The sequence below is a fragment of the Maribacter spongiicola genome (assembly GCF_004364165.1).
GTDB lineage: Bacteria > Bacteroidota > Bacteroidia > Flavobacteriales > Flavobacteriaceae > Maribacter > Maribacter spongiicola.
This window is the reverse complement of the sequence record NZ_SOAY01000015.1, coordinates 151102-175476: the sequence shown is the minus strand read 5'-3', so window position 1 is coordinate 175476 and position 24375 is coordinate 151102. Positions and strand designations below refer to the sequence as shown.

At 35.4% G+C, this 24375-nt stretch carries 9 protein-coding genes and 1 pseudogene; 1 reads left to right on the top strand and 9 read right to left on the bottom strand.

The window, feature by feature from the left end:
* The 6 genes and pseudogenes from CLV90_RS17690 to CLV90_RS17665 all read right to left on the bottom strand — a co-directional run.
* Positions 1 to 905, bottom strand: a pseudogene (locus CLV90_RS17690) (hypothetical protein); the annotation flags it as partial.
* Positions 906 to 1728: 823 nt separating this feature from the next.
* Positions 1729 to 2022: a hypothetical protein gene (locus CLV90_RS17685; RefSeq protein ID WP_133688840.1), complete on the bottom strand. Its 294-nt coding sequence runs from the start codon at positions 2020 to 2022 to the stop codon at positions 1729 to 1731.
* A gap of 154 nt (positions 2023 to 2176) precedes the next feature.
* Positions 2177 to 6655, bottom strand: a complete 4479-nt coding sequence (locus CLV90_RS17680) for a Calx-beta domain-containing protein (protein WP_243835541.1) — start codon at positions 6653 to 6655, stop codon at positions 2177 to 2179.
* A 315-nt stretch (positions 6656 to 6970) separates the two neighbouring features.
* The gene (locus CLV90_RS17675) at positions 6971 to 8911 is read right to left on the bottom strand and encodes an OmpA family protein (RefSeq protein WP_133688838.1); all 1941 of its coding nucleotides are present in this window, start codon (positions 8909 to 8911) and stop codon (positions 6971 to 6973) included.
* Positions 8912 to 8926: 15 nt separating this feature from the next.
* The gene (locus CLV90_RS17670) at positions 8927 to 9880 is read right to left on the bottom strand and encodes a PorP/SprF family type IX secretion system membrane protein (protein ID WP_133688837.1); all 954 of its coding nucleotides are present in this window, start codon (positions 9878 to 9880) and stop codon (positions 8927 to 8929) included.
* A gap of 13 nt (positions 9881 to 9893) precedes the next feature.
* Entirely contained in the window at positions 9894 to 13799 is a 3906-nt protein-coding gene (locus CLV90_RS17665) for an Ig-like domain-containing protein (protein WP_133688836.1), read from the bottom strand.
* A gap of 373 nt (positions 13800 to 14172) precedes the next feature.
* On the opposite strand from CLV90_RS17665, the gene CLV90_RS17660 reads away from it, so the two are divergent.
* Complete coding sequence (locus CLV90_RS17660) at positions 14173 to 15762, top strand: peptide chain release factor 3 (RefSeq protein ID WP_133688835.1); 1590 nt, start codon at positions 14173 to 14175, stop codon at positions 15760 to 15762.
* A 32-nt stretch (positions 15763 to 15794) separates the two neighbouring features.
* Here the strand turns inward: CLV90_RS17660 and CLV90_RS17655 are convergent, their stop codons facing one another.
* The 3 genes from CLV90_RS17655 to rpoB form a co-directional block, all read right to left on the bottom strand.
* A complete protein-coding gene (locus tag CLV90_RS17655) occupies positions 15795 to 16109 on the bottom strand; it encodes a DUF3467 domain-containing protein (RefSeq protein ID WP_133688834.1) in 315 nt (104 codons plus the stop codon).
* Positions 16110 to 16166: 57 nt separating this feature from the next.
* On the bottom strand, positions 16167 to 20465 hold the full coding sequence (gene rpoC, locus CLV90_RS17650) for a DNA-directed RNA polymerase subunit beta' (protein ID WP_133688833.1): 4299 nt from the start codon (positions 20463 to 20465) through the stop codon (positions 16167 to 16169).
* A gap of 62 nt (positions 20466 to 20527) precedes the next feature.
* A complete protein-coding gene (gene rpoB, locus CLV90_RS17645) occupies positions 20528 to 24337 on the bottom strand; it encodes a DNA-directed RNA polymerase subunit beta (protein WP_133688832.1) in 3810 nt (1269 codons plus the stop codon).
* Between the last annotated feature and the right edge of the window lie 38 nt (positions 24338 to 24375).

The following is a 24375-nucleotide window of genomic DNA, read 5'->3' as shown; positions in this document are numbered from 1 at the left end:
GTAACATCGATAATAGTATCAACGCCATCTTCATCCGTATATGTGAACGTACCGTCGGTGTTGGCCACTACCGTAGTCAACGCTTCCAAGTTCGCAACGATAGCCGATAGATCTAATTGTGTAACTACACCGTCCTCATCCGTATAATCGATATTCGTATCGTCCGCATTTAAGGCGATTGTAGTCAAGGTCTCCAAATCGGCAACATCGATAATGGTATCAACGCCATCTTCATCCGTATACGTAAACGTACCGTCGGTGTTGGCCACTACCGTAGTCAACGCTTCCAAGTTCGCTACGATTGCAGATAGATCTAATTGGGTTACCAATCCGTCCTCGTCCGTATAATCGATATTCGTATCATCCGCATTTAAAGCGATTGTCGTTAAGGTCTCTAAATCCGTTACGTCGATGATCGTATCAACTCCGTCTTCATCCGTATACGTAAATGTACCGTCAGTATTGGCAATAATAGTAGTTAAGGTTTCCACTAGATTAAGACTCGATAAATCTGCAGTTACTACATTCCCATTTTCAATTTCTAGAGATAAGATATTCGTAAGAGCATCAAAAGTGAAATTTTGTAATTGCTGATCATCCGTAGATGTTAACTCCCAAGTAGTTCCATTCCAATAGTAAATAGTTCCTGTATCTGTATTTACATATAGATCTCCTAAATCTGCACCTGCCGGTGTACCTACCCCTGGTGCAGAAACATCTGTACCCTGCAGTACTTCACAATTACATTGGTCTTCTAAGGTCACAGTTGTCTGTGCCATAGAAATACCTGATATTAGTAAAGTAAATAGTACCATTATAAATTTAATGGCATTACTTAGGTTTGTAGTAGTTTGACTCTTCATACTTTTAATATTCAATTTCACCTTCAAAATTTCGTTGGTCATATAGGTTTTTCAAAATGTGCTTTCCAAAAATTTGCTCGACATTAAATTCGACAAGATGGATCTATGGTATTCACAATGCACAAATATTCATTATAAGTAGTGCACCCTAAAATAATTGTTGTGTAATGCATTATTAACACCATATACCATCATAAAAATGAGGTTTGGCTATGTTTATTTTTCATTAAAATGGATGGTTGTTCGTCGAAGATGTGCGGTTATTCGGGCAGTTTTTGTCACTACAAAAAACTAACTAATTTTTAATTATATAGAAAAGCATCTTAAATAAGGCTTATAAAATTCAAAACATCACATTATATTATCATATGAATTATCTTACTTATTTATGAGTTTTTACTTTCTTTATTATTTATTTGTTGAATATTCTATATATAAAATTAAAGACCTTTAGTTTGATTTAATACGGTATGTTATTCTTCTATTTGTAATTAACGTTCTCACTTTTACAAAAAGTAATGCTGCATTTGATGAAGTTACAGTGCATGGAGTATTTGAATTGGAAGTAAGTAACCTATAAGAATAACCGTCTTTACTTTTTGCAACATTTAAAACGGTCAACGTTGAAGTTTGTGCCCCCGAATGCTCTACATCATTAATAATATTAGTATAGCTTACACCATCAACACTTACTTACCACTGGTACGAATCAGCATTTAAAACTGTTGTTGAAAATGTTGCATTGTTGCCTGTAAAGACGGTCTGATCTTGCGGATGAGTGTTAAAGGAAACTATAGCTATTGTACTAATATCATAATTTCCAAAGGCTTACCGGACAATCATTATTACCCCAACTTGCCCATAATTAATAAGTGCCTACCGATAAATTTAAAAAGGTATAACTACCTAAATTATCTGCTACACTTGTATAATTAGCTTGATTATTTATACTGAATGTGATACCAGACCTATTCGGGTGAACCCGAAAATTAAATGTAATTGTACCATTATCTATACCACATGAGGTATCGGTGGTATTAATTGATATTGTCGGATTAGAGTTTATTACAGTATCGTCATCACTAAAACCTTTAGCATCTGTTACCGTAACCGAATATGTAGCTATGGTATTGCTGGTGGAATTACCTACCGGACTCACATTTATAGTTGAAGTCGTTTCACCCGTGCTCCATAAATAAAAATATCTGCTGCCACTGCCAACTGTAGTAGAATCTGTAAGTATTGCCTAAGAGAAATACAGAATAAAAGTTTTAGGTTCTAAAATATTATTAAAATAATTTACTCTTAAAAATTTAATTACTTTTTATACGATACGTAATATTTCTGTTGGTAATAACTGTGTAAGTCTTAATTACAACTTCAGGTGAGAACTCTGAAGTTGAATTTGATCTTGTTCCTGTAGTTGTTATTCGATCGCCAACCGCTGTGCCCACAGGTAGCGGAAAAACAAATTTATATTTATTCGTATTGTCGGTATTACCATCAATATCGGTATAAGAACTTGATGTAGTATCCTGATCATCGCCACTACCTTCTATTGCAGTGCCTATATATGTTTGACCTTCACCATAGTCTTGGGCAAGACCTAATTGATTATCACCTAAGGTAGCTGTACCCTCATTTACATCTGTAAAAAATACTTCTACAATTGTACCTGGAGATGCCCAACCGATAACTACCAAGTTAGTGCCTGATATATATGCTGAATTGATTGCAGGAAAATTTTCTAAATTATTAGGACCAGAATCTGAATCTGAAGTATCATTTAGTGTTACCCCATCCATATCTAAATCTATCCCTAAACTTGGTGTTGCCGTACCATTTGCATAAATAGAATTTTGGCTCATTAAATTTGACGTACCGTCAACAATTGAAATACCGGCGCCACCATTTTGAAAAATGATATTATTAGAAATAGATGAACCATCACTTTCTATTTTAATCGCCATTTGTTGAGGATTTCCTTGACAATTGCCTCCATCTTGACCTGAAGTTGTCAATGAATTCTCTGTTATTAAAACACCACTCACTTTATCCTCAGCATCAATTGCGGTAGAAGCAGATGCTTCAATTAAATTTTGTCGAATGACTATACCTGAACCACCCTCCAATAAAATAGCATCATCACATGGTTGATTACCATTATTTTCAAAATGATTATTTTGAATTATAGAGGATGAACCACCGTCAATCAAAATTGCAGAATCACCTGAATTAGCAATATAGTTACCATCTGCAATTAAAGTACCCCCTAAATTTTCAATTCCAATATTTAAATCATTTGCAGTTACACCTGTTGCATCTAAACCAATTATATTATTGGCTACAGACAATGAACCTCCATCTAACCTAACTCCAGAATTATTGCTCGCATAAATTGATAAATTTCTAATTGATACATTAGTACCAGTTGTTCTAAATACATCGCCGTTATCTCGATGAACCTGTATTTCTGGTCTCTGGTAGTTAGGCAATACTGTATTTGAGACTCCAACCGTACCACCACCAGAACCTAATACTCCGGCATTTGTATCTCCTGAATATGCGGTTTGGGTTCGACCATCGATTACTGTGTTATTTCCTGTTATGATAGATAACGGATTTCCATTAGCCAATAAAATATTAAAATAACCATGGGTGAAATTTGCATCAGCCGATCTCCCGAAACTATCACTAGTTGGTGGTATCATAAAAATAGAGGTATCCTCACCTGCAGCAGGGTCAAAAATACTATTCGTCTCAATATCCAAGCCTGTTTCATCTAAATTGTTCGAATTAACAATAAACTGTTGTAATGATCCTTGACCGAATTCATTCGTATTTACAATGGTATTGAAGTTAAATCCGAAATTAATATTAGTAACCCCATTACTATCTACAGTTGCTGAAGATACTGATTGCGCATCTACTAAAATACCTAAAGCAGCATCTTGTATTGCATTTGGAAAAGCTCCGCCAATTTCAGTATTTACCGCAGTAACAGCATCGGCGTCACCAAATGTTCTATGCGTTTGAACAGGGCTACAAGTGGTACAATTTAAGCCGCCCCCTCTATTAGAGCGAACAGTTGAGTTGACTACTTTAACCAAATAATCACCATCTTCCATACCAGCAAATGTGTATTGACCATCAACATTAGTAGTTTTACGTTCAATAAAGGTTCCATTACTTTCGAATAACTCAACAGTTACACCAGAAACTCCTAATCCCGATGAAGTTGCTTGATCTCTACCTAAGCCACCTGGATAATTTATATCTTCAAATACGTTACCCGTAATTAAGTTAGAAGGTACTTTTATCACCACGGCCATATTAATTACATAATCTTGACCAACATTAACAGTAGCTGTAACTTGTGAATCTCCTGGCGCTATGTAAGTAGATAGATCATAAGTGTCTAGGTCTAAACCATAGGTATTAGTTTGGTTGTAAAATGATGGCGATGTCGTATTATCAAAAATTGTCCCATTATACGCATTATCACCAGTTTGCCCACCATCGCCAGTTAATGTATAAGGTGTTCCTGCTTGATTTGTAATCGTTAATCTTTCAGGATTCGCGCCGCTTGACCCTAACGTATCATCACCTTCCCAAGATAAAAAGGTTGATTTAGCGCCTGATCCAGCGATTGCAAAAAAAGAATCTAGTGTAAACGGTGTGCCGGGCGAATTATTTTGAAGTCCGTCAAAACCTTGGTATAAATTAATACTTACTGCGGGTAATGTTGGGTCTTCATAATAAATAAATAATGACCAACCACCCAATACCGTAGCAGAACCACAAAAATTATTAGAAGTATCTATTGTTAATCCAGAAAAGTCAAAATCATTATTATTAATATCGGCAATACCACTTACTAAAGTGGTAACGTCACTTACATAACCGAAAAAACTTAAGTTATTATTATTTGCATTAAATGTCGTCTGATATACAGAACCAGCATTAACTGTTTGACCCTCAAAAGTAACTTGCTCATCGCGAACATAACTAGAATGTGCCCAGTATAAATAAGCTGCCTTAATGGTACCAGTTGCCGGTATATCAGAAACTAATTGATTTGTAGAAGTTGCCTGAATTGCACATGGATTTGTTGCATTACTTGCTGTACGTAAACTACCACCAGTTGATACATAATCATAATCACCATCAAATTGCTTAAAAAGTGTTAATGGTACATTAGACAATATCTGAGAATTAATAGTTCCCTTACCAGTATCATCAAAATTTACCTGTGCATCTGGAGCGTTTACACCAGTAAACTCAATAAAAAAGTCTTCATCAAATTCAGGTACCCCATCATTTGTTATAGGAACTGATATTGTTCGTTGATTTCCTATTGCACCTGTAAAAGTAAGCGTACCTGATGTACTTGTATAATCACTTCCTGCTAATGCTGAACCATTTGTTGTTATATAATCGACTGTAAAAGGTGTGTTTACAAAACCAAAAAAGAAAAAATTACGACCATGAGCTGCCCTTGTTGATGTTACCGTAAAAACAATATTACCACCATCTTCATCAATTGAAACATCATTGATAACTAAACGCGGCCCTTCATTGTAACAATTAATATCAGCTTCAAAACCAGATCCAGTTCCATTATTATTAGATGCAAAACGGAATGTTAAACAGCCCGTACCGCCAGTAGATGCTATTGTTGACGGTATATTATCATTGTCATACTGTCCAATTAATGTAGCTGCTGTACTATCACCATCATATACATACAAAAAATCACCACCTGAATCTATATCAAAACTTGTAAAATCTACCGCTACATAATCTTTACCTGGTTCAGGACAAAGTGTGTGTGTTACATTTAAGTTATTACTATAATTACCAAGACCACCTGGATCTAAAAATACCTTGCCACATTCATTAGATGTTGTACCATTGGTCATGGAAATTGAATCATCATCAATAATACTAGCTGTTCCTATATCAGTTATTACAACCGATGGATTAGACGTAGAAATTAACTGTAAAGTAAAAGTTTCTGTGCTTTCAATACTACCATCATCTAAAATAGGAATGGTTACCGATCTAGTTTGACCTGTAATTCCATTAAAACTAAGACTGCCAGAACTTGCAGTGTAATCAGAGCCTGCAGTTGCAAGACCATTGACAGTTTGGTAATTAACGGTAAATGGTCCAGTTGCATTTAAACCTGTATGAGTTACCGCAAATGTTATATTACCTGCATCTTCATTTACCGACACGTCATTTATCTCCATTACCGGACTTGGTGGCGGTTGGGTAGTTGATATTTGAAAATTATCTATGAAGGCATATTGATTATTATTCCAATTCGCATTCGTTTTTGCAAATCTAACTGTTGTATTGGCAGAAATATAAGGCGTAATATCTTGATTGAAAATTCCAGTTGTATTCCCTGTTATCGTACCTATAGAGGTATAACTTGCACCGCCGTTACTAGAAACTTGAACATCTAAAGCCCTTGTTCCTGATAAATTTAGTGATTGCCAATTAAAACTTAAAGTTGCTGAAACAGCACCAGTTAAATTAGCTGATCTTCTAATATTTTCTCCATACAACCAATACAACTCTAAACGATTGCTACTTATTCGTAAATACTGAGCAGTAGGTCCTGCATTGGTATCACCAGTCTCTATCCAATCAGTAGAGAAGTTAGCACTACCATTATTATTTGAATACGATACACTACTAAAATTGTCACGATAGGTTTCTTGCGCATAGAAACTAGTCGTAAATAGTAAAATCAATAAATAATAAAAATGCTTTGATCTCATAATTTCATAATAGGGTATTGAATTGTAAAAGAATCAACAATCAATATCATCAGTAAAAATAACAAGGAGATAAGGCTGTGCCTAAAATTTGTTGTGAAGTGATGTCATTAGCACGTGAATACTACAAATAGTGCTGTTTAAGATTTCTTAAAATCAAAAAAAAAGGTAAATTCTCTGTTGTAGTTCATCGATTAGAATATATTCTATATAGTCTCAATAAATTTTCTAGCTATTTATTTAGTCAGTATTAAAACCTCTAAAATCAAAAAAAGCGACCTATTTCTAGGACGCTTTTTGCTATATAATTACTATTTTTTATTCTAAAATAATAAACTCTGATCTTCTATTGATATCATGTTTAATCGCAGAACACTTAACACCATCTGAGCACTCATTTAGTAATTTAGTTTCACCATAACCTTCACTTACCAATCTGTCTTTAGATATGCCTTTTTTGATCATATAATTTACAGTTGACTCAGCTCTTTTTTGAGATAACCAAAGATTATAAGCTGCGGGTCCTCTACTATCTGTATGTGAATTAACTTTTAATCTTAAACTTGGATATTTTTCCATAGCAGCAACAACTTTTTCTATCTCTACCTCAGAATCTTTTCTGATATTGTATTTATCAAAGTCAAAATAAATAGTACTTAACTGAAGTAGTTTCGCTAAATCATCACCAAACCCAGCCGTAATTTGATCTCTTTCTAAATAAAAATCTATAATTTTAGGCTTGCCATCAGAAACGCCAATATATTCTTCAGAAGGCACATAACCTTCCATTAATGCTCTTACAAAATTACCTTTATTACAATCTAGCTCTAAACTATAATTTCCGTCAGAGTCGGTAATCGTTGATAAAATCTCTTCGTTGTTTTCGTCAATAACCTTGATAGTTGCGCCAACTAAAACTTCATTTGAAATTTTATCTCTTACGGTACCGGTAATTTTTTGTATGCAATCAAATTCTAAAGGTCTTGTTTCTGTAAAACTATAAATATCATCATAACCCATTCCCCCTTCACGATTTGAGGCAACATAACCAGTTCTTAATTCTTCATTAAAAATAAACGTGAAATCATCACTATTACTGTTCACCGGTTTACCAACGTTTAAAACTTTTCCAGTAAAATCTTGTCTTTTAATTTTAGTAGCAAAGACATCCAATCCTCCTAATCCTGGATGACCATCCGAAGAAAAATATAAAATTTCTTCACTAGTTATATAAGGAAATGTTTCTCTAGCTTCAGTATTAATATTTGAACCTAAATTTTGAGGTGTACCGAATGAACGATCTTCATTAATAGAAACCATAAATAAATCTGATTCTCCTAACGTACCAGGCATGTCTGAGACAAAATAAAGCGTTTTTTCATCAGGACTCAAAGCAGGGTTTGCAACAGAATAAGAGTCACTATTAAAAGGTAGCTCTTCAACTTCTCCCCAAATACCCTCATCAGTTAATACAGCTCTTAAAACCTTTAACCTAACGATGCCTTTATCGTCTTTTATGGTTTTTCTCCTTTCAGAATTATTTCGAGTAAAATACATTGTCTGACCATCTTTCGTAACTACAGATGTGGACTCGTGATAGCGTGTATTTACATTTTCGTCTAATTTTTTTACATGATCTACAGATGAACTATCTGCATTTACTTCATACAAATCCAAAAAGTCTTTTGCATTCCAAGTATGACGATATCTAGCAAAATTACCTGTGTCTCTATCAGAAGAAAAAATTAACCCTTCTTTATAAAAAGAAGGGGCGAAATCTGAATATGGTGAATTATATTCGAAAGGACCTAAATTATATCTACCAGAATTTTCCTCAATTTCTGACATAAAATCTCTGTCTTCATTAAACGCAGCAGCGCGACCATCACTTTTGGTGATTTCCATAAATTTATTCATGACATCACTAGACGCATTATAATCGCCTAAAGTTTTAAGGGACTGTGCATATTTAAAATAATCTTCTGCAGTTACTTCTGCCGAATAATCTGCTACGAGTTGTTTGTACGTTTGAGCAGCTTCTTTGTAATCGGCATTATAATAGTATGAATTACCCAATTTTCTAAGTAAATCTGCAGATACAAATCCTTTATCCAATACCTTTTTATAAATATCTATTGCCGGACTAAAAGAATACGAATCGAACTTTTCGTTTCCTTTTTGAATAAGACGTTCTTGAGCTTTAGTTAAACCGTGAAAGAATAACAACAATACTAAAATAAACTTGAATTTATGTTTCATATATAAGTTTGCCATTTAGAAAAAACGAGGTGAAACCAATCTTTGAAATGATTTGACCAATTCATATCGTAAGAGAACTTCAAATGATCCATCGTTGAATTGAGTACCTCCCAAATCTGTTGTTTCTCTATCATATGCTAGACCAATCATAAATTGGTCTGAAATTTGGAAACCAGCCATTGCACTAACTGCTGCATCCCATCTGTATGCTGCGCCAAAAGTAAATTTTTCATTGAACATGAAGTTTGCAGAGAAATCAACCTGCAATGGTGCACCCCCAACAACTTTAGTCAATAAGGCTGGCTTAAATTTTAAATTTCCATTTAAATCAAAAACATACCCAGTAATTAAGTAGAAATTAATTCGCTCTTTTGATAAAAATTGTACACTATTCGCATCTCTTTGAGAATTATCAAAATGTTCTGTTTGGAATAAATTCGGAGCTGAAAGTCCCGCATAAAAAGCATTGGAATGATAATATAGACCTACACCAACATTTGGTGAAAATCTATTCTCTATATTATCAGAATCTACAGGTTCAGAATCAAAATTACGAAGTTGATTAAAATCTAAATTCAATAAGTTACCTCCCGCTTTTAATCCAAAAGACAATTTACCCTCCGCAGAAACATCAATGGTATAAGACACCACAGCATCAAAATATGTTTCTTGAACCACGCCATTCCCTATCTCATCATTAACTATCGAAACACCATAACCAAGTTTACTATTTCTAATAGGTGACTGAATATTTAATGTTTGGGTTTTTGGTGCTCCTTCCAGACCTACCCATTGAGATCTATATAACCCTGTAATACTTAATTGACCTCTTGAGCCAGCATATGCCGGATTTACGCTCATTGTATTGAACATATACTGAGTATACTGCGCATCTTGCTGGGCAACGGCGCTACTAAACATTAGTAACAAACCTCCAAACAGGATTAAAAACTTATTTTTATAATTCATATTTTATAAACTATTATCTACTAATATACAGATATTCACTATCTACCTTATTTACCCCTTCAAAGGTAGTATAATCAAATATATAGAAATATATTCCGGCCGGAAGATAATCATCTGTACTTAAGGTTGATCTACCTCTTGATCTACCATCAAAAACATTATTTTGATTATTATAATTTTCACCTTCGTAAACAGCAACTCCCCATCTATTAAAAATCTTTAAAGTGCTGTTGCGAATCTTATCTACACCTCTAATGAATAAGAATTCGTTTCTACCATCACCATTCGGTGTTACCATTTGATTTACTTCAATTGGGTCATCGTCTGTTTCTGTAGGATTATTGTCAACAACTAATATCTCAACAGTTGCGGTATCACAATTACCCAAAACATCACATACTGTATATTCAATGGTATCACTTCCTTCAAAACCATCGTTTGGCGTGTATGTAATTGTATCATCTGAAATATCATCTGGAGTTCCTCCATCATTGATTTCAATAGTACCGTTTGATGGATCTGTTACGGTTAACGTACCATCTATAGGAATACCAAAATCATTATCCAGAATATCTATTTCGATTGGAGTATCTATCGGTGTAGATACAGAATCGTCTACAACATCTAGAGCTACCGGCTCACCTACAGTAATGGTTACCGTAGCCGTGTCACAATTACCATCAGTATCACATACCGTATACTCGATAGTTTCCGTTCCTTCAAAACCATCATTTGGAGTATATGTAATTGTATCATCTGAAATATCATCTGGAGTTCCTCCATCATTGATTTCAACAGTACCATTTGATGGGTCGGTTACAGTTAACGTACCATCTGTAGGAATACCAAAATCATTATCCAGAATATCTATTTCGATTGGAGTATCTATCGGTGTAGATACAGAATCGTCTACAACATCTAGAGCTACCGGCTCACCTACAGTTATTGTAACAGTTGCCGTGTCACAATTACCATCAGTATCACAAACCGTATACTCGATAGTTTCCGTTCCTTCAAAACCATCGTTTGGCGTATACGTGATAGTATCGTCAGAAATATCATCTGGAGTACCTCCATCATTGATTTCAATAGTACCGTTTGATGGATCGGTTACGGTTAATGTTCCATCTGTAGGAATACCAAAATCATTATCCAGAATATCTATTTCGATTGGAGTATCTACAGGTGTTGCTGCAGAATCGTCTACAACATCTAAAGCTACCGGCTCACCTACAGTTATTGTAACAGTTGCCGTGTCACAATTACCTTCAGTATCACATACGGTATACTCGATAGTTTCCGTTCCTACAAAACCATCGTTTGGCGTATAGGTAATAGTATCGTCAGAAATGTCATCTGGAGTACCTCCATCATTGATTTCAATAGTACCGTTTGATGGGTCTGTTACAGTTAATGTTCCATCTGTAGGAATACCAAAATCATTATCCAGAATATCTATTTCAATTGGAGAATCTACAGGTGTTGCTACAGTATCGTCTACAACATCTAAAGTAACTGGCGTACCACTATCCGGATCTAAATAATCAGGAGTACCATCATTATCCGTATCGTCATTTGTAGGGTCACCATCATTGTTGGCATCCTCGTCAGGTGTATCTATTCCATCACCGTCATCGTCCAAATCCCTATAGTTGACATCCTCGGTACCATCGGTATCTGGTAAATCGTTGGCAGGGTCGTTAATCTCATCGTTGACATCGAAACCGTCATTTATATCAGAACCTTCATAACCATCATCAAGTCCGTCACTATCAGTATCGACACCTGTATACGATTGATCAGGAATGCCGTCAAAATTAAAATCGTTGCCTTCATTATTATCTGGAACTGAATCGTTGTCACTATCCAAATCAAGGTAATCAACATTGTCAGTTCCATCTGTATTTACCGGTGTAAGTCCTGTTGGATATGCACTATTGACACCATCGTTAGATGCATACGTAGCAGCGTCGTCGTCGTTTGGCGCTATATATCCGTCAGTGACCTGAGCCTCTACGTTATCCGGAATTCCATCGTTATCGCTATCGATATCCAAATGATTTGGCTTTCCGTCATTATCGGAATCTAATGGGTCTGTTAATGGATTATTGTCTCCATCTAAATTTGGATCTTCTACCGTATCCAATATTCCATCATTGTCATCATCAAGGTCGGCACTGTCTGGAACACCGTCACCATCTGTATCAGGACCTGGGCTGTCAGGATCTAAATAATTAGGAGTACCATCATTATCCGTATCGTCATTTGTAGGGTCACCATCATTGTTGGCATCCTCGTCAGGTGTATCAATTCCATCTCCGTCATCGTCCAAATCCCTATAGTTGACATCCTCGGTACCATCGGTATCAGGTAAATCGTTGGCAGGGTCGTTAATCTCATCGTTGACATCGAAACCGTCATTTATATCAGAACCTTCATAACCATCATCAAGTCCGTCACTATCAGTATCGACACCTGTATACGATTGATCAGGAATGCCGTCAAAATTAAAATCGTTGCCTTCATTATTATCTGGAACTGAATCGTTGTCACTATCCAAATCAAGGTAATCAACATTGTCAGTTCCATCTGTATTTACCGGTGTAAGTCCTGTTGGATATGCACTATTGACACCATCGTTAGATGCATACGTAGCAGCGTCGTCGTCGTTTGGCGCTATATATCCGTCAGTGACCTGAGCCTCTACGCTATCCGGAATTCCATCGTTATCGCTATCGATATCCAAATGATTTGGCTTTCCGTCATTATCGGAATCTAATGGGTCTGTTAATGGATTATTGTCTCCATCTAAATTTGGATCTTCTACCGTATCCAATATTCCATCATTGTCATCATCAAGATCGGCACTGTCTGGAACACCATCGCCATCCGTATCAGGACCAAGTGTATTATCTACATCAAGATAGTCGGGAGTACCATCATTATCCGTATCGTCGTTTGTAGGATCACCATCATTGTTGGCATCCTCGTCCGGTGTATCAATACCATCTCCGTCATCGTCGAAATCTCTATAATTTACATCCTCGGTACCATCGGTATCAGGTAAATCGTTTGCAGGGTCGTTAATCTCATCGTTCACATCGAAACCGTCATTAACATCTGAACCTTCATAACCATCGTCCAATCCATCACCATCGGTATCAATACCAGTCAATATTTGGTCAGGTATTCCGTCAAAGTTAAAATCGTTACCCTCGTTACTATCAAGAACAAGATCATCATCGCTATCAAAATCTTGATAATCTGGTTTGTTTGGAGGAGGCGTACCATCGGTATTCACTGGTATTAAACCACCAATATATGCACTATTAATACCATTATTCAAGGCATAAGTCGCACTACTATCTAGGTTTGGAGGAATATAGCCAGCGGTTGTCTGTGCCTCTACGTTATCAGGTATACCATCATTGTCGGTATCTATATCAAGATGATTGGGTTTACCATCACCATCCCTATCATCAACTTTTACACCTTCTCCGCTACCAGGGTATTTTTCGTAAATATCATCTAGACCATTACCGTCTGAATCTATTCCTGATGCTGGCTTATATTTATGAAAATTTGGGGCTTCCAAATTATCAAGAATACCATCATTATCTGAATCTATATCTAAATAATCGGGAACACCGTCACAATCCGTATCTGTAGGATTAGTGGTATGATTATAATCTCCATCTAAATTTTTATCTTCATTTACATCTATAATACCATCCCCATCATCATCGATATCAATTGAATCTAATACACCATCACCGTCTGTATCAATCGTATACAAAGTCGATATATCGGTTTCTAATTTGTAAGTGTTAGAAAAAGATGACGTCAACAATAGTACTGTTAAAATTCCTAATGCTTTTAACGATAATAAGTTACGTAATGTCAAAGTAATTTTACCCATAAGTGTTAGTGTTTTACTAATCACCATGGCATTTGGTAGTGTTTTTTAAAAGTTAATTATAAGAAAGTGGGGCAGTCTTATTTAACGATGCTAAGATATATTATAATTGAATCAACTCAAATTCTTTTTCGATTAACCATCAAATTCATAAGTCAATCGGTTAAAAAAATAGGTCAAATACTTTATAATATTTAAAAATTGTACTATTTACGATAATTATGAACGAAAAGACCATTCTACTTGAAAAATATCTGATTTATATTAAAAGAGTATTATTCAATTGATTTGAAAACAATTAAAAAACTAAAACTATCATTTAGTAATCTTAAATGTTAAGAATTGAATTTATATTACTTTTGCACAAATTTTGTATATGACCTTTAAGCAAGAAATAGAACGCAGAAGAACCTTTGGTATTATTTCTCACCCAGATGCAGGTAAAACGACATTAACTGAGAAATTACTATTATTTGGTGGTGCCATACAAGAAGCAGGAGCTGTTAAAAATAATAAAATCAAAAAAACAGCTACTAGTGATTTTATGGAAATTGAAAGACAAAGAGGTATTTCTGTTGCCACTTCTGTTCTTGCATTTAATTATAAGGATAAGAAAATTAATATTCTTGACACCCCTGGTCATAAAGATTTCGCAGAAGATACTTTTAGAACGTTAACTGCAGTTGATAGTGTTATAGTTGTTATCGATGTTGCAAAAGGCGTGGAGGAACAAACGGTTAAATTGGTCGAAGTTTGTAGAATGCGTAAAATACCGATTCTGGTATTTATAAATAAAATGGATAGAGAAGGTCAAGATGCTTTTGACCTACTTGATGAATTAGAGCAAAAACTAGGTCTATCTGTGACACCATTAAGCTTCCCTATAGGTATGGGATATGATTTTAAAGGTATCTACAATATTTTCGAAAAGAATATTAACCTATTTAGTGGCGATAGTAAGAAGAACATTGAAGAAACCATAGCCTTTGATGATGTAACCAATCCAGAGTTAGATAAAATTATAGGGAATAAGGCAGCAACTGAATTACGAGATAACCTCGAATTGGTTAGAGGTGTTTATCCTAATTTTGATAAAGAGCTTTATTTGAAAGGCGAACAACAACCCGTATTTTTTGGGTCTGCACTAAACAACTTCGGAGTTAGGGAGCTTTTAGATTGCTTTATTCAAATTGCACCTACTCCACGCTCAAAGAATGCTGAAGAACGCCTTGTTGCAGCTAACGAAAAAGAAATGACAGGTTTTGTCTTTAAAATTCATGCGAACATGGACCCTAAGCACAGAGACCGTCTTGCGTTTATAAAAATCGTCTCTGGTACTTTTGAGCGTAACAAACCATACTTACACGTAAGGCATGGTAAAAACCTGAAGTTCTCTAGTCCGAATGCATTTTTTGCCGAAAAGAAAGAAATAGTAGATACCTCTTATCCTGGTGACATTGTAGGGTTACATGATACAGGAAACTTTAAAATTGGAGATACCTTAACTGAAGGCGAAAATTTACATTATAAAGGCATACCTAGCTTCTCTCCTGAACATTTCAGGTACATTAATAATGCAGACCCTATGAAGTCCAAACAACTGAATAAGGGTATTGATCAATTGATGGATGAAGGTGTTGCCCAATTATTTACCTTGGAATTAAATGGCAGAAAAATAATAGGAACTGTAGGAGCTTTACAATTTGAAGTGATACAGTATAGACTAGAGCATGAATACGGCGCAAAATGTAGCTACGAAAATTTTAATGTATATAAAGCTTGTTGGGTTGGTACCGAAAATAGAAAAACTGATGAATTCAAAGAATTTGAACGTGTGAAACAAAAATTCTTGGCAAAGGATAAAAAAGGACAATTGGTATTCTTGGCAGATTCACAATTTTCGCTTCAAATGACACAGCAAAAATACCCATCGGTAAAACTTCATTTTACTTCTGAATTTGAATAAAAAAAATCCCAACTGTCAAAGTTGGGATTTTTTTATGCTTCACCGGTCGGACCAAAATTCATTGGTATTGATGGTTGCTCATAGTCTTTTATAGTACCATTAGCTTTTTCAAACCGCTGTACATTATCATTCAATGCTTTTAAAAACTTCTTAGCATGTTGCGGAGTAAGTATTATTCTACTCTTGACTTTTACTTTTGGAGCTCCAGGCATCATACTAATGAAGTCAACTACAAATTCTGAAACTGAATGATTGATAATGGCTAGATTAGAATAAATACCTTCTGCCATCTTCTCGTCCAATTCAATATTTATTTGCTTTTGATTCGGATTCTTATTGTCACTCATACTTTTATTTTATTAAAAAAATAACCCTCAAATAAAAATTTGAGGGTTATTATAAAATTAGAATCTTAATGCCTCTTTTCTGGCCATTATTTCATCATATTCTTCCTTTGACCCAACAATAATGCTATCATAGTCTCTCATACCCGTACCAGCCGGAATCTTATGACCAACGATTACATTCTCTTTAAGACCTTCTAATGTATCAATCTTACCACTTACAGCAGCTTCATTTAATACTTTAGTCGTTTCTTGGAAGGATGCAGCAGAAATAAACGATTTTGTTTGTAGAGATGCTCTAGTAATACCTTGTAGAATTGGAGTTGCAGTTGCAGAGACAGCATCTCTTGCTTCAACCAACGCCTTATCACCACGTCTTAATAATGAGTTCTCATCTCTTAACTCACGAGGAGTAACGATTTGACCCGCCTTAAGGTTAGTAGAATCACCTGCTTCCATTACTACTTTCTTACCAAAAATCTCATCATTCTCTATAATGAAATCATCTTTATGAATCAATTGATTCTCTAAAAAGATAGTATCACCTGGATCTTGAATTCTCACTTTACGCATCATCTGTCTAACAACTACTTCGAAGTGCTTATCATTGATCTTTACACCTTGTAACCTATAAACTTCTTGAACTTCATTTACTAAATACTGTTGTACAGCTGAAGGACCTTTAATTGCTAAAATATCTTCTGGCGTAATTGAACCATCTGATAATGGCATACCAGCTCTTACATAATCGTTCTCTTGTACTAAAATCTGATTAGAAAGTTTTACAAGATATTTCTTCACCTCACCTAATTTAGATTCAATGATGATTTCTCTATTACCTCTCTTAATCTTACCAAAGGAAACAACACCGTCAATTTCAGAAACAACAGCAGGGTTTGATGGATTTCTAGCTTCAAACAGTTCAGTAACTCTTGGAAGACCACCAGTAATATCACCTGCTTTTGCAGATTTACGTGGAATCTTAACCAAAGTTTTACCTTCTTTAATCTTATCGCCATCATCTACCATTATATGCGAACCAACTGGTAAGTTATATGAACGTAATGTTTCACCCTTAGCATCTTGAATCAATAATGTTGGAATCAACTTCTTGTTTCTAGATTCAGAAATAACTTTTTCTTGGAAACCAGTCTGCTCATCAATTTCAACTTGGTAAGTAACACCTTGCTCAATATTTTCATAAGCTATCTTACCTGGGAATTCAGAAACAATAACTCCGTTATATGGATCCCAGGAACAAATCACATCTCCTTTAGTAACCTTGGCGCCATTTTCAATATATAATTGAGAACCATAAGGTATATTACCTGTACTTAAAGTAATACCTGTTTTAGCATCAACAATTTTAATTTCACTTGTTCTAGAGATTACAATTTCAGCATTCTTACCATCTGAACCTTCTCCAATAACTGTTCTTAAGTCTTCAATCTCGGCAATACCAGAGAATCTTACTTCTAACTTGTTATCTTCAGAAATGTTACCAGCAATACCACCCACGTGGAATGTTCTAAGTGTAAGCTGTGTACCTGGCTCTCCAATTGATTGAGCAGCTACAACACCAACAGCTTCACCTCTTTGTACCATCTTATTTGTAGAAAGGTTTCTACCATAACATTTAGCACAAATACCTTTTTCCGCTTCACAAGTCAATGCAGAACGAACTTCAACTTTCTCGATAGGGGAAGCTTCAATTCTTTTCACATCTACCTCCATTATCTGTTGACCAGCACGAAGAACTAATTCTTCTGTCATTGGGTTATAAACATCATGTAGTGATACACGACCTAAAATTCTTTCCCCTAAGCTTTCAACTATCTCTTCATTCTTTTTAAGCGCCTGAACTTCAACACCTCTTAGAGTTTCACAATCTTCAGTGTTAATAATTACATCTTGCGATACATCTACCAACCTTCTTGTTAAATACCCAGCATCTGCCGTTTTCAAGGCGGTATCTGCAAGACCCTTACGTGCACCGTGCGTTGAAATGAAGTATTCTAGAATAGAAAGACCTTCCTTAAAGTTAGAAAGAATCGGGTTTTCAATAATTTCACCACCTCCTGCAGTAGATTTTTTAGGCTTAGCCATTAATCCACGCATACCGGTCAACTGACGAATTTGTTCCTTAGAACCCCTTGCACCAGAATCAAGCATCATATACACAGAGTTGAAACCTTGTTGATCCTCACGAATACGTTTCATGGCTAACTCTGTCAACTGAGCGTTAGTCGATGTCCAAACATCGATAACCTGATTATATCTTTCATTGTTTGTAATAAGACCCATGTTGTAGTTGGCCATAATACCATCTACTTGAACATTTGCCTCACCAATCATATCCATTTTCTCAGCAGGAATAATAATATCCCCTAAACTAAAGGACAATCCACCTTTAAAAGCGAAATCATAACCCATAGTTTTAATCTTATCTAAGAAAGCAGCGGTAACAGGTACACTTGTAACAGCCAAAATATCACCTATGATATTTCTTAAAGCTTTCTTATTTAGAACTTGGTTGATATAACCAGCTTCTTCAGGAACGAAATTGTTAAATAATACACGACCAACAGTGGTAGGTATAATTTGATTTACCAACTCTCCTTCTTCATTAAAATCTTTAGTTCTAACCTTAATACCTGCGTTAAGATTTACTTTACCTTCATTAAAAGCTATTTCAACTTCTTCAGGTGAGTAAAAAGTTAACCCCTCGCCAATAACCGGCACTTCTGGAGTTGATTTACGCTCTTTGGTCATATAATACAGACCCAAGACCATATCCTGTGATGGTACCGTAATTGGAGAACCATTTGCAGGGTTTAATATATTCTGAGAAGCAAGCATTAATAATTGCGCTTCTAAGATTGCCTCTGGCCCTAATGGTAAGTGAACCGCCATTTGATCCCCATCAAAATCCGCATTAAATGCAGTACATGCCAACGGATGAAGACGAATCGCTTTACCTTCTATTAATTTAGGCTGAAAAGCTTGAATACCTAAACGGTGTAATGTAGGAGCCCTGTTTAATAACACCGGGTGACCTTTCAATACATTCTCTAAGATATCCCAAACTACAGGCTCTTTTTTATCTATAATTTTCTTCGCAGATTTAACTGTTTTTACAATACCTCTTTCAATTAGTTTTCTAATTACGAAAGGCTTGTACAATTCAGCAGCCATATCTTTTGGAAGACCACATTCAAATAGGTTCAATTCTGGTCCTACAACAATTACCGAACGTGCAGAATAATCAACACGCTTACCAAGTAAGTTTTGACGGAAACGACCTTGCTTACCTTTTAAAGAATCTGAAAGAGACTTTAATGGTCTATTAGATTCAGTTTTTACGGCAGATGCCTTTCTTGTGTTATCAAACAAAGAATCTACAGCTTCTTGAAGCATACGTTTTTCATTACGTAAAATTACTTCTGGCGCCTTAATCTCAACTAATCTTTTTAAACGGTTATTACGGATAATTACCCTTCTATAAAGATCATTTAAATCTGAAGTTGCAAAACGACCACCATCTAATGGTACTAATGGACGTAATTCTGGCGGAATAACCGGAATTACTTTCATAATCATCCATTCTGGCTCGTTTTCTCTATTCTCTTGAGATTCTCTCAAAGCTTCTACAACCTGTAAACGTTTTAACGCCTCAGTTTTACGTTGCTTAGAAGTTTCTGTATTTGCTTTATGTCTAAGCTCAAAAGAAAGCTCTTTAAGATTAATTCTACCTAACAAATCAATTAAACACTCTGCTCCCATTTTAGCTATAAACTTATTTGGGTCAGAATCTTCTAAATATTGATTTTCTTGAGGAATAGTTTCTAAAATATTTAGATACTCTTCTTCGGTCAAGAAATCCATTTTCTGAATTTCCTCTCCTTCAGGACCTTTAGCAATACCTGCTTGAATTACTACATAACGTTCGTAGTAAATAATCATATCCAATTTCTTGGAAGGCAAACCTAATAGGTAACCTATTTTGTTAGGTAAAGAACGGAAATACCAAATGTGAGCAACTGGTACTACCAAGTTGATATGACCTACACGATCTCTACGTACTTTCTTCTCTGTTACCTCTACACCACAACGATCACATACGATACCACGGTAACGAATACGTTTGTATTTACCACAAGCACACTCATAATCCTTAACAGGACCAAAAATACGCTCACAGAACAAACCATCGCGTTCTGGTTTATGAGTTCTATAGTTAATTGTTTCAGGCTTTAAAACTTCACCTCTAGATTCTGCCAAAATAGATTCTGGCGAAGCTAATCCTATTGAAATTTTATCGAACCTTTTTACTGGGTTATTATCTTTTATTCTAGCCATAATAGCGTGCTGATAATGTTTTAATTTGTTTTACTTAATAGTCTTCAATAAAAAATATTGAACTATTCCTCAAGTCTAATATCCAAACCTAATCCCTTAAGTTCGTGCATTAAAACGTTGAAAGATTCTGGTAAACCAGGCTCGGGCATTGTTTCACCTTTAACAATTGATTCATAAGTTTTAGCTCTTCCGATAACATCATCAGACTTTACCGTTAAAATCTCACGTAAGGTTGCCGATGCACCGTAAGCTTCAAGTGCCCAAACTTCCATTTCACCAAAACGCTGACCACCAAATTGAGCTTTACCACCCAGAGGTTGTTGTGTTATTAATGAATATGGTCCTATAGAACGAGCATGCATCTTATCATCTACCATGTGTCCAAGTTTCAACATGTAAATCACACCAACTGTTGCTGGTTGATCAAAACGTTGTCCAGTTCCACCATCGAATAAATATGTATGTCCAAATCTTGGAATACCTGCTTCATCGGTATACTCATTAATTTCATTTAAAGTTGCACCATCAAAAATTGGCGTTGCATACTTTCTACCAAGCTTAAGACCTGCCCAACCTAGTACTGTTTCATAGATTTGACCAATGTTCATACGAGATGGTACACCTAACGGGTTAAGAACGATATCTACAGGGGTTCCATCTTCCAAGAACGGCATATCTTCATGACGTACTATTCTAGATACAATACCTTTGTTACCATGTCTACCTGCCATTTTATCACCAACTTTTAGCTTACGCTTTTTAGCTATATATACTTTGGCTAATTTCATAATACCAGCTGGTAATTCATCACCAACAGATATTGTAAACTTATCTCTTCTTAAGTTACCTTGTAAATCGTTAAGTTTAATTTTATAGTTATGAAGTAAATCAGCAACTAATGTGTTTGTATCAGTATCTGTAGTCCAGCTTCCACCAACTAAGTGAGCGAAATCATCTACAGAATTTAACATTTTCATTGTATACTTCTTACCCTTAGGTAATACTTCTTCTCCTAAATCATTAAGAACACCCTGAGAAGTTTTACCATTTACAATGGTAAATAATTTTTCAACAAGAACATCTTTCAATTCTTGGAATTTTACTTCGTATTCCAATTCAAGCTTAGAAAGTTCTTCTTTGTCTTCTGAACGTTTTCTCTTATCTTTTACAGACCTAGAGAATAACTTCTTATCTATTACTACACCTCTTAATGAAGGTGAAGCTTTTAATGAAGCATCTTTTACATCGCCAGCTTTGTCACCAAATATAGCACGTAATAATTTTTCTTCAGGTGTTGGATCAGATTCCCCTTTCGGAGTAATCTTACCTATTAAAATATCGCCAGGTTTTACCTCGGCACCAATTCTAATCATACCATTTTCATCAAGGTCTTTTGTTGCCTCTTCAGAAACGTTAGGGATATCATGTGTAAGCTCTTCAGCTCCTAATTTGGTATCTCTTACTTCTAGAGAATACTCATCAACATGTATAGACGTAAAGATATCTTCACGAACAACTTTTTCAGAAATTACGATTGCATCCTCAAAGTTGTATCCTTTCCATGGCATAAAAGCCACAACAAGGTTTCTACCTAATGCTAATTCTCCTTTTTCAGTTGCATAACCTTCACAAAGTACTTGACCCTTTTTAACTCTATCACCTTTTTGAACAATTGGCTTTAGGTTAATATTGGTTCCTTGGTTTGTTTTTCTAAACTTAACAAGGAAATAGGTCTTACTATCTTCTTCAAAACTGATTAATCTTTCTTCATCGCTTCTATCATACTTGATAGTTACTTTTTGAGCATCTACATACTCAATAACCCCATCACCTTCTGCATTGATCAATACTCTTGAATCTGATGCTACTTGACGCTCTAAACCTGTACCAACAATCGGTGATTGTGGCTTCAATAGAGGAACAGCTTGACGCATCATGTTAGATCCCATCAAAGCCCTGTTCGCATCATCATGTTCCAAAAATGGAATTAAAGATGCAGATATAGAAGCTATTTGATTAGGTGCAACATCGGTATATTGAATTTCTGACGGATCTACAACAGGAAAATCACCTTCTTCTCTTGCAATAACCTTTTCAGCATCAATAGTACCATCTTCTTTCATTGGAATGTTTGCTTGTGCAATTTTCATTCCTTCTTCTTCTTCTGCACTTAAATAAGTAAAGTTCTTATAATCAACAACAGAATTTGTTACTTTTCTATATGGTGTTTCTAAGAAGCCCATTGGGTTTACTTTAGCAAACACAGACAATGAAGATATCAAACCAATGTTCGGACCTTCAGGAGTTTCAATAGGACATAAACGACCATAGTGCGTATAGTGAACATCACGTACTTCGAAACCTGCACGTTCTCTAGATAAACCACCTGGACCTAATGCCGAAAGTCTTCTCTTGTGAGTAATCTCTGCTAATGGATTCGTTTGGTCCATAAATTGAGATAACTGATTCGTACCAAAGAAAGAATTAATTACAGAAGACAATGTCTTTGCATTAATTAAATCGATAGGTGTAAATACTTCATTATCACGAACGTTCATACGTTCACGAATAGTTCTAGCCATACGAGCTAAACCTACACCAAACTGTTGAGATAATTGCTCACCAACAGTACGTACACGACGGTTAGAAAGGTGATCAATATCATCAATCTCTGCTTTAGAATTGATTAACTCTATTAAATATTTTATAATAGTTATGATATCTTCCTTGGTCAAAACTTGTTTGTCCATTCCAATATCCAACTGTAATTTCTTGTTCATTCTGTAACGACCAACTTCACCTAAGTTGTAACGTTGATCAGAAAAGAATAATTTATCAATAATACCACGTGCTGTCTCCTCATCTGGCGGCTCAGCATTACGTAATTGACGGTAAATATGCTCAACGGCTTCTTTTTCAGAATTCGTTGGATCTTTTTGAAGTGTATTATGAATAATGGCATAATCAGATTGCGCATTATTTTCTTTATGTAAAAGAATAGTCTTTACATCAGCATCTATTATTTCGGTAATGTGCTCTTTTTCCAGAATTGTATCTCGATCAAGAACAATTTCATTACGCTCAATAGAAACTACCTCACCAGTATCCTCATCAACAAAATCTTCATGCCAAGTGTTCAAAACTCTAGCCGCTAGTTTGCGACCAAGCACTTTTTTAAGTCCGGCATTAGAAACTTTCACTTCTTCCGAAAGGTCAAAAATTTCTAATATATCTTTATCACGCTCAAAACCAATAGCCCTGAACAATGTTGTCACCGGTAATTTTTTCTTTCTATCGATATAAGCATACATAACGCCATTAATATCGGTAGCAAATTCTATCCAAGAACCTTTAAAAGGAATTACCCTTGCAGAATATAATTTTGTTCCATTTGCATGGAATGACTGTCCAAAGAACACACCAGGAGAACGGTGTAACTGAGAAACAACAACTCTTTCTGCTCCATTGATAACAAAAGTACCACTTGGAGTCATGTAAGGAATCGTACCTAAATACACATCTTGTACGATTGTCTCAAAATCCTCATGTTCAGGATCAGTACAATATAACTTTAAACGTGCTTTTAAAGGAACGCTGTAAGTAAGACCACGTTCGATACATTCTTGAATAGAATATCTTGGTGGATCTATGAAATAATCTAAAAATTCCAATACAAACTGATTTCTTGTATCAGTGATCGGAAAGTTTTCCATGAAGGTGTTATAAAGACCTTCGTTACCTCTTTCATCTGACTTAGTCTCTAGTTGAAAAAAGTCTTGGAAAGATTTAATCTGAATATCCAAGAAATCCGGGTAATCCGGTGTGTTTCTTGCGGAAGCGAAGCTTATTCTTTCAGTATTATTTGTGAACATCTACGGACAGTGTTTTGATCGTGAGTACTAAATGAGTA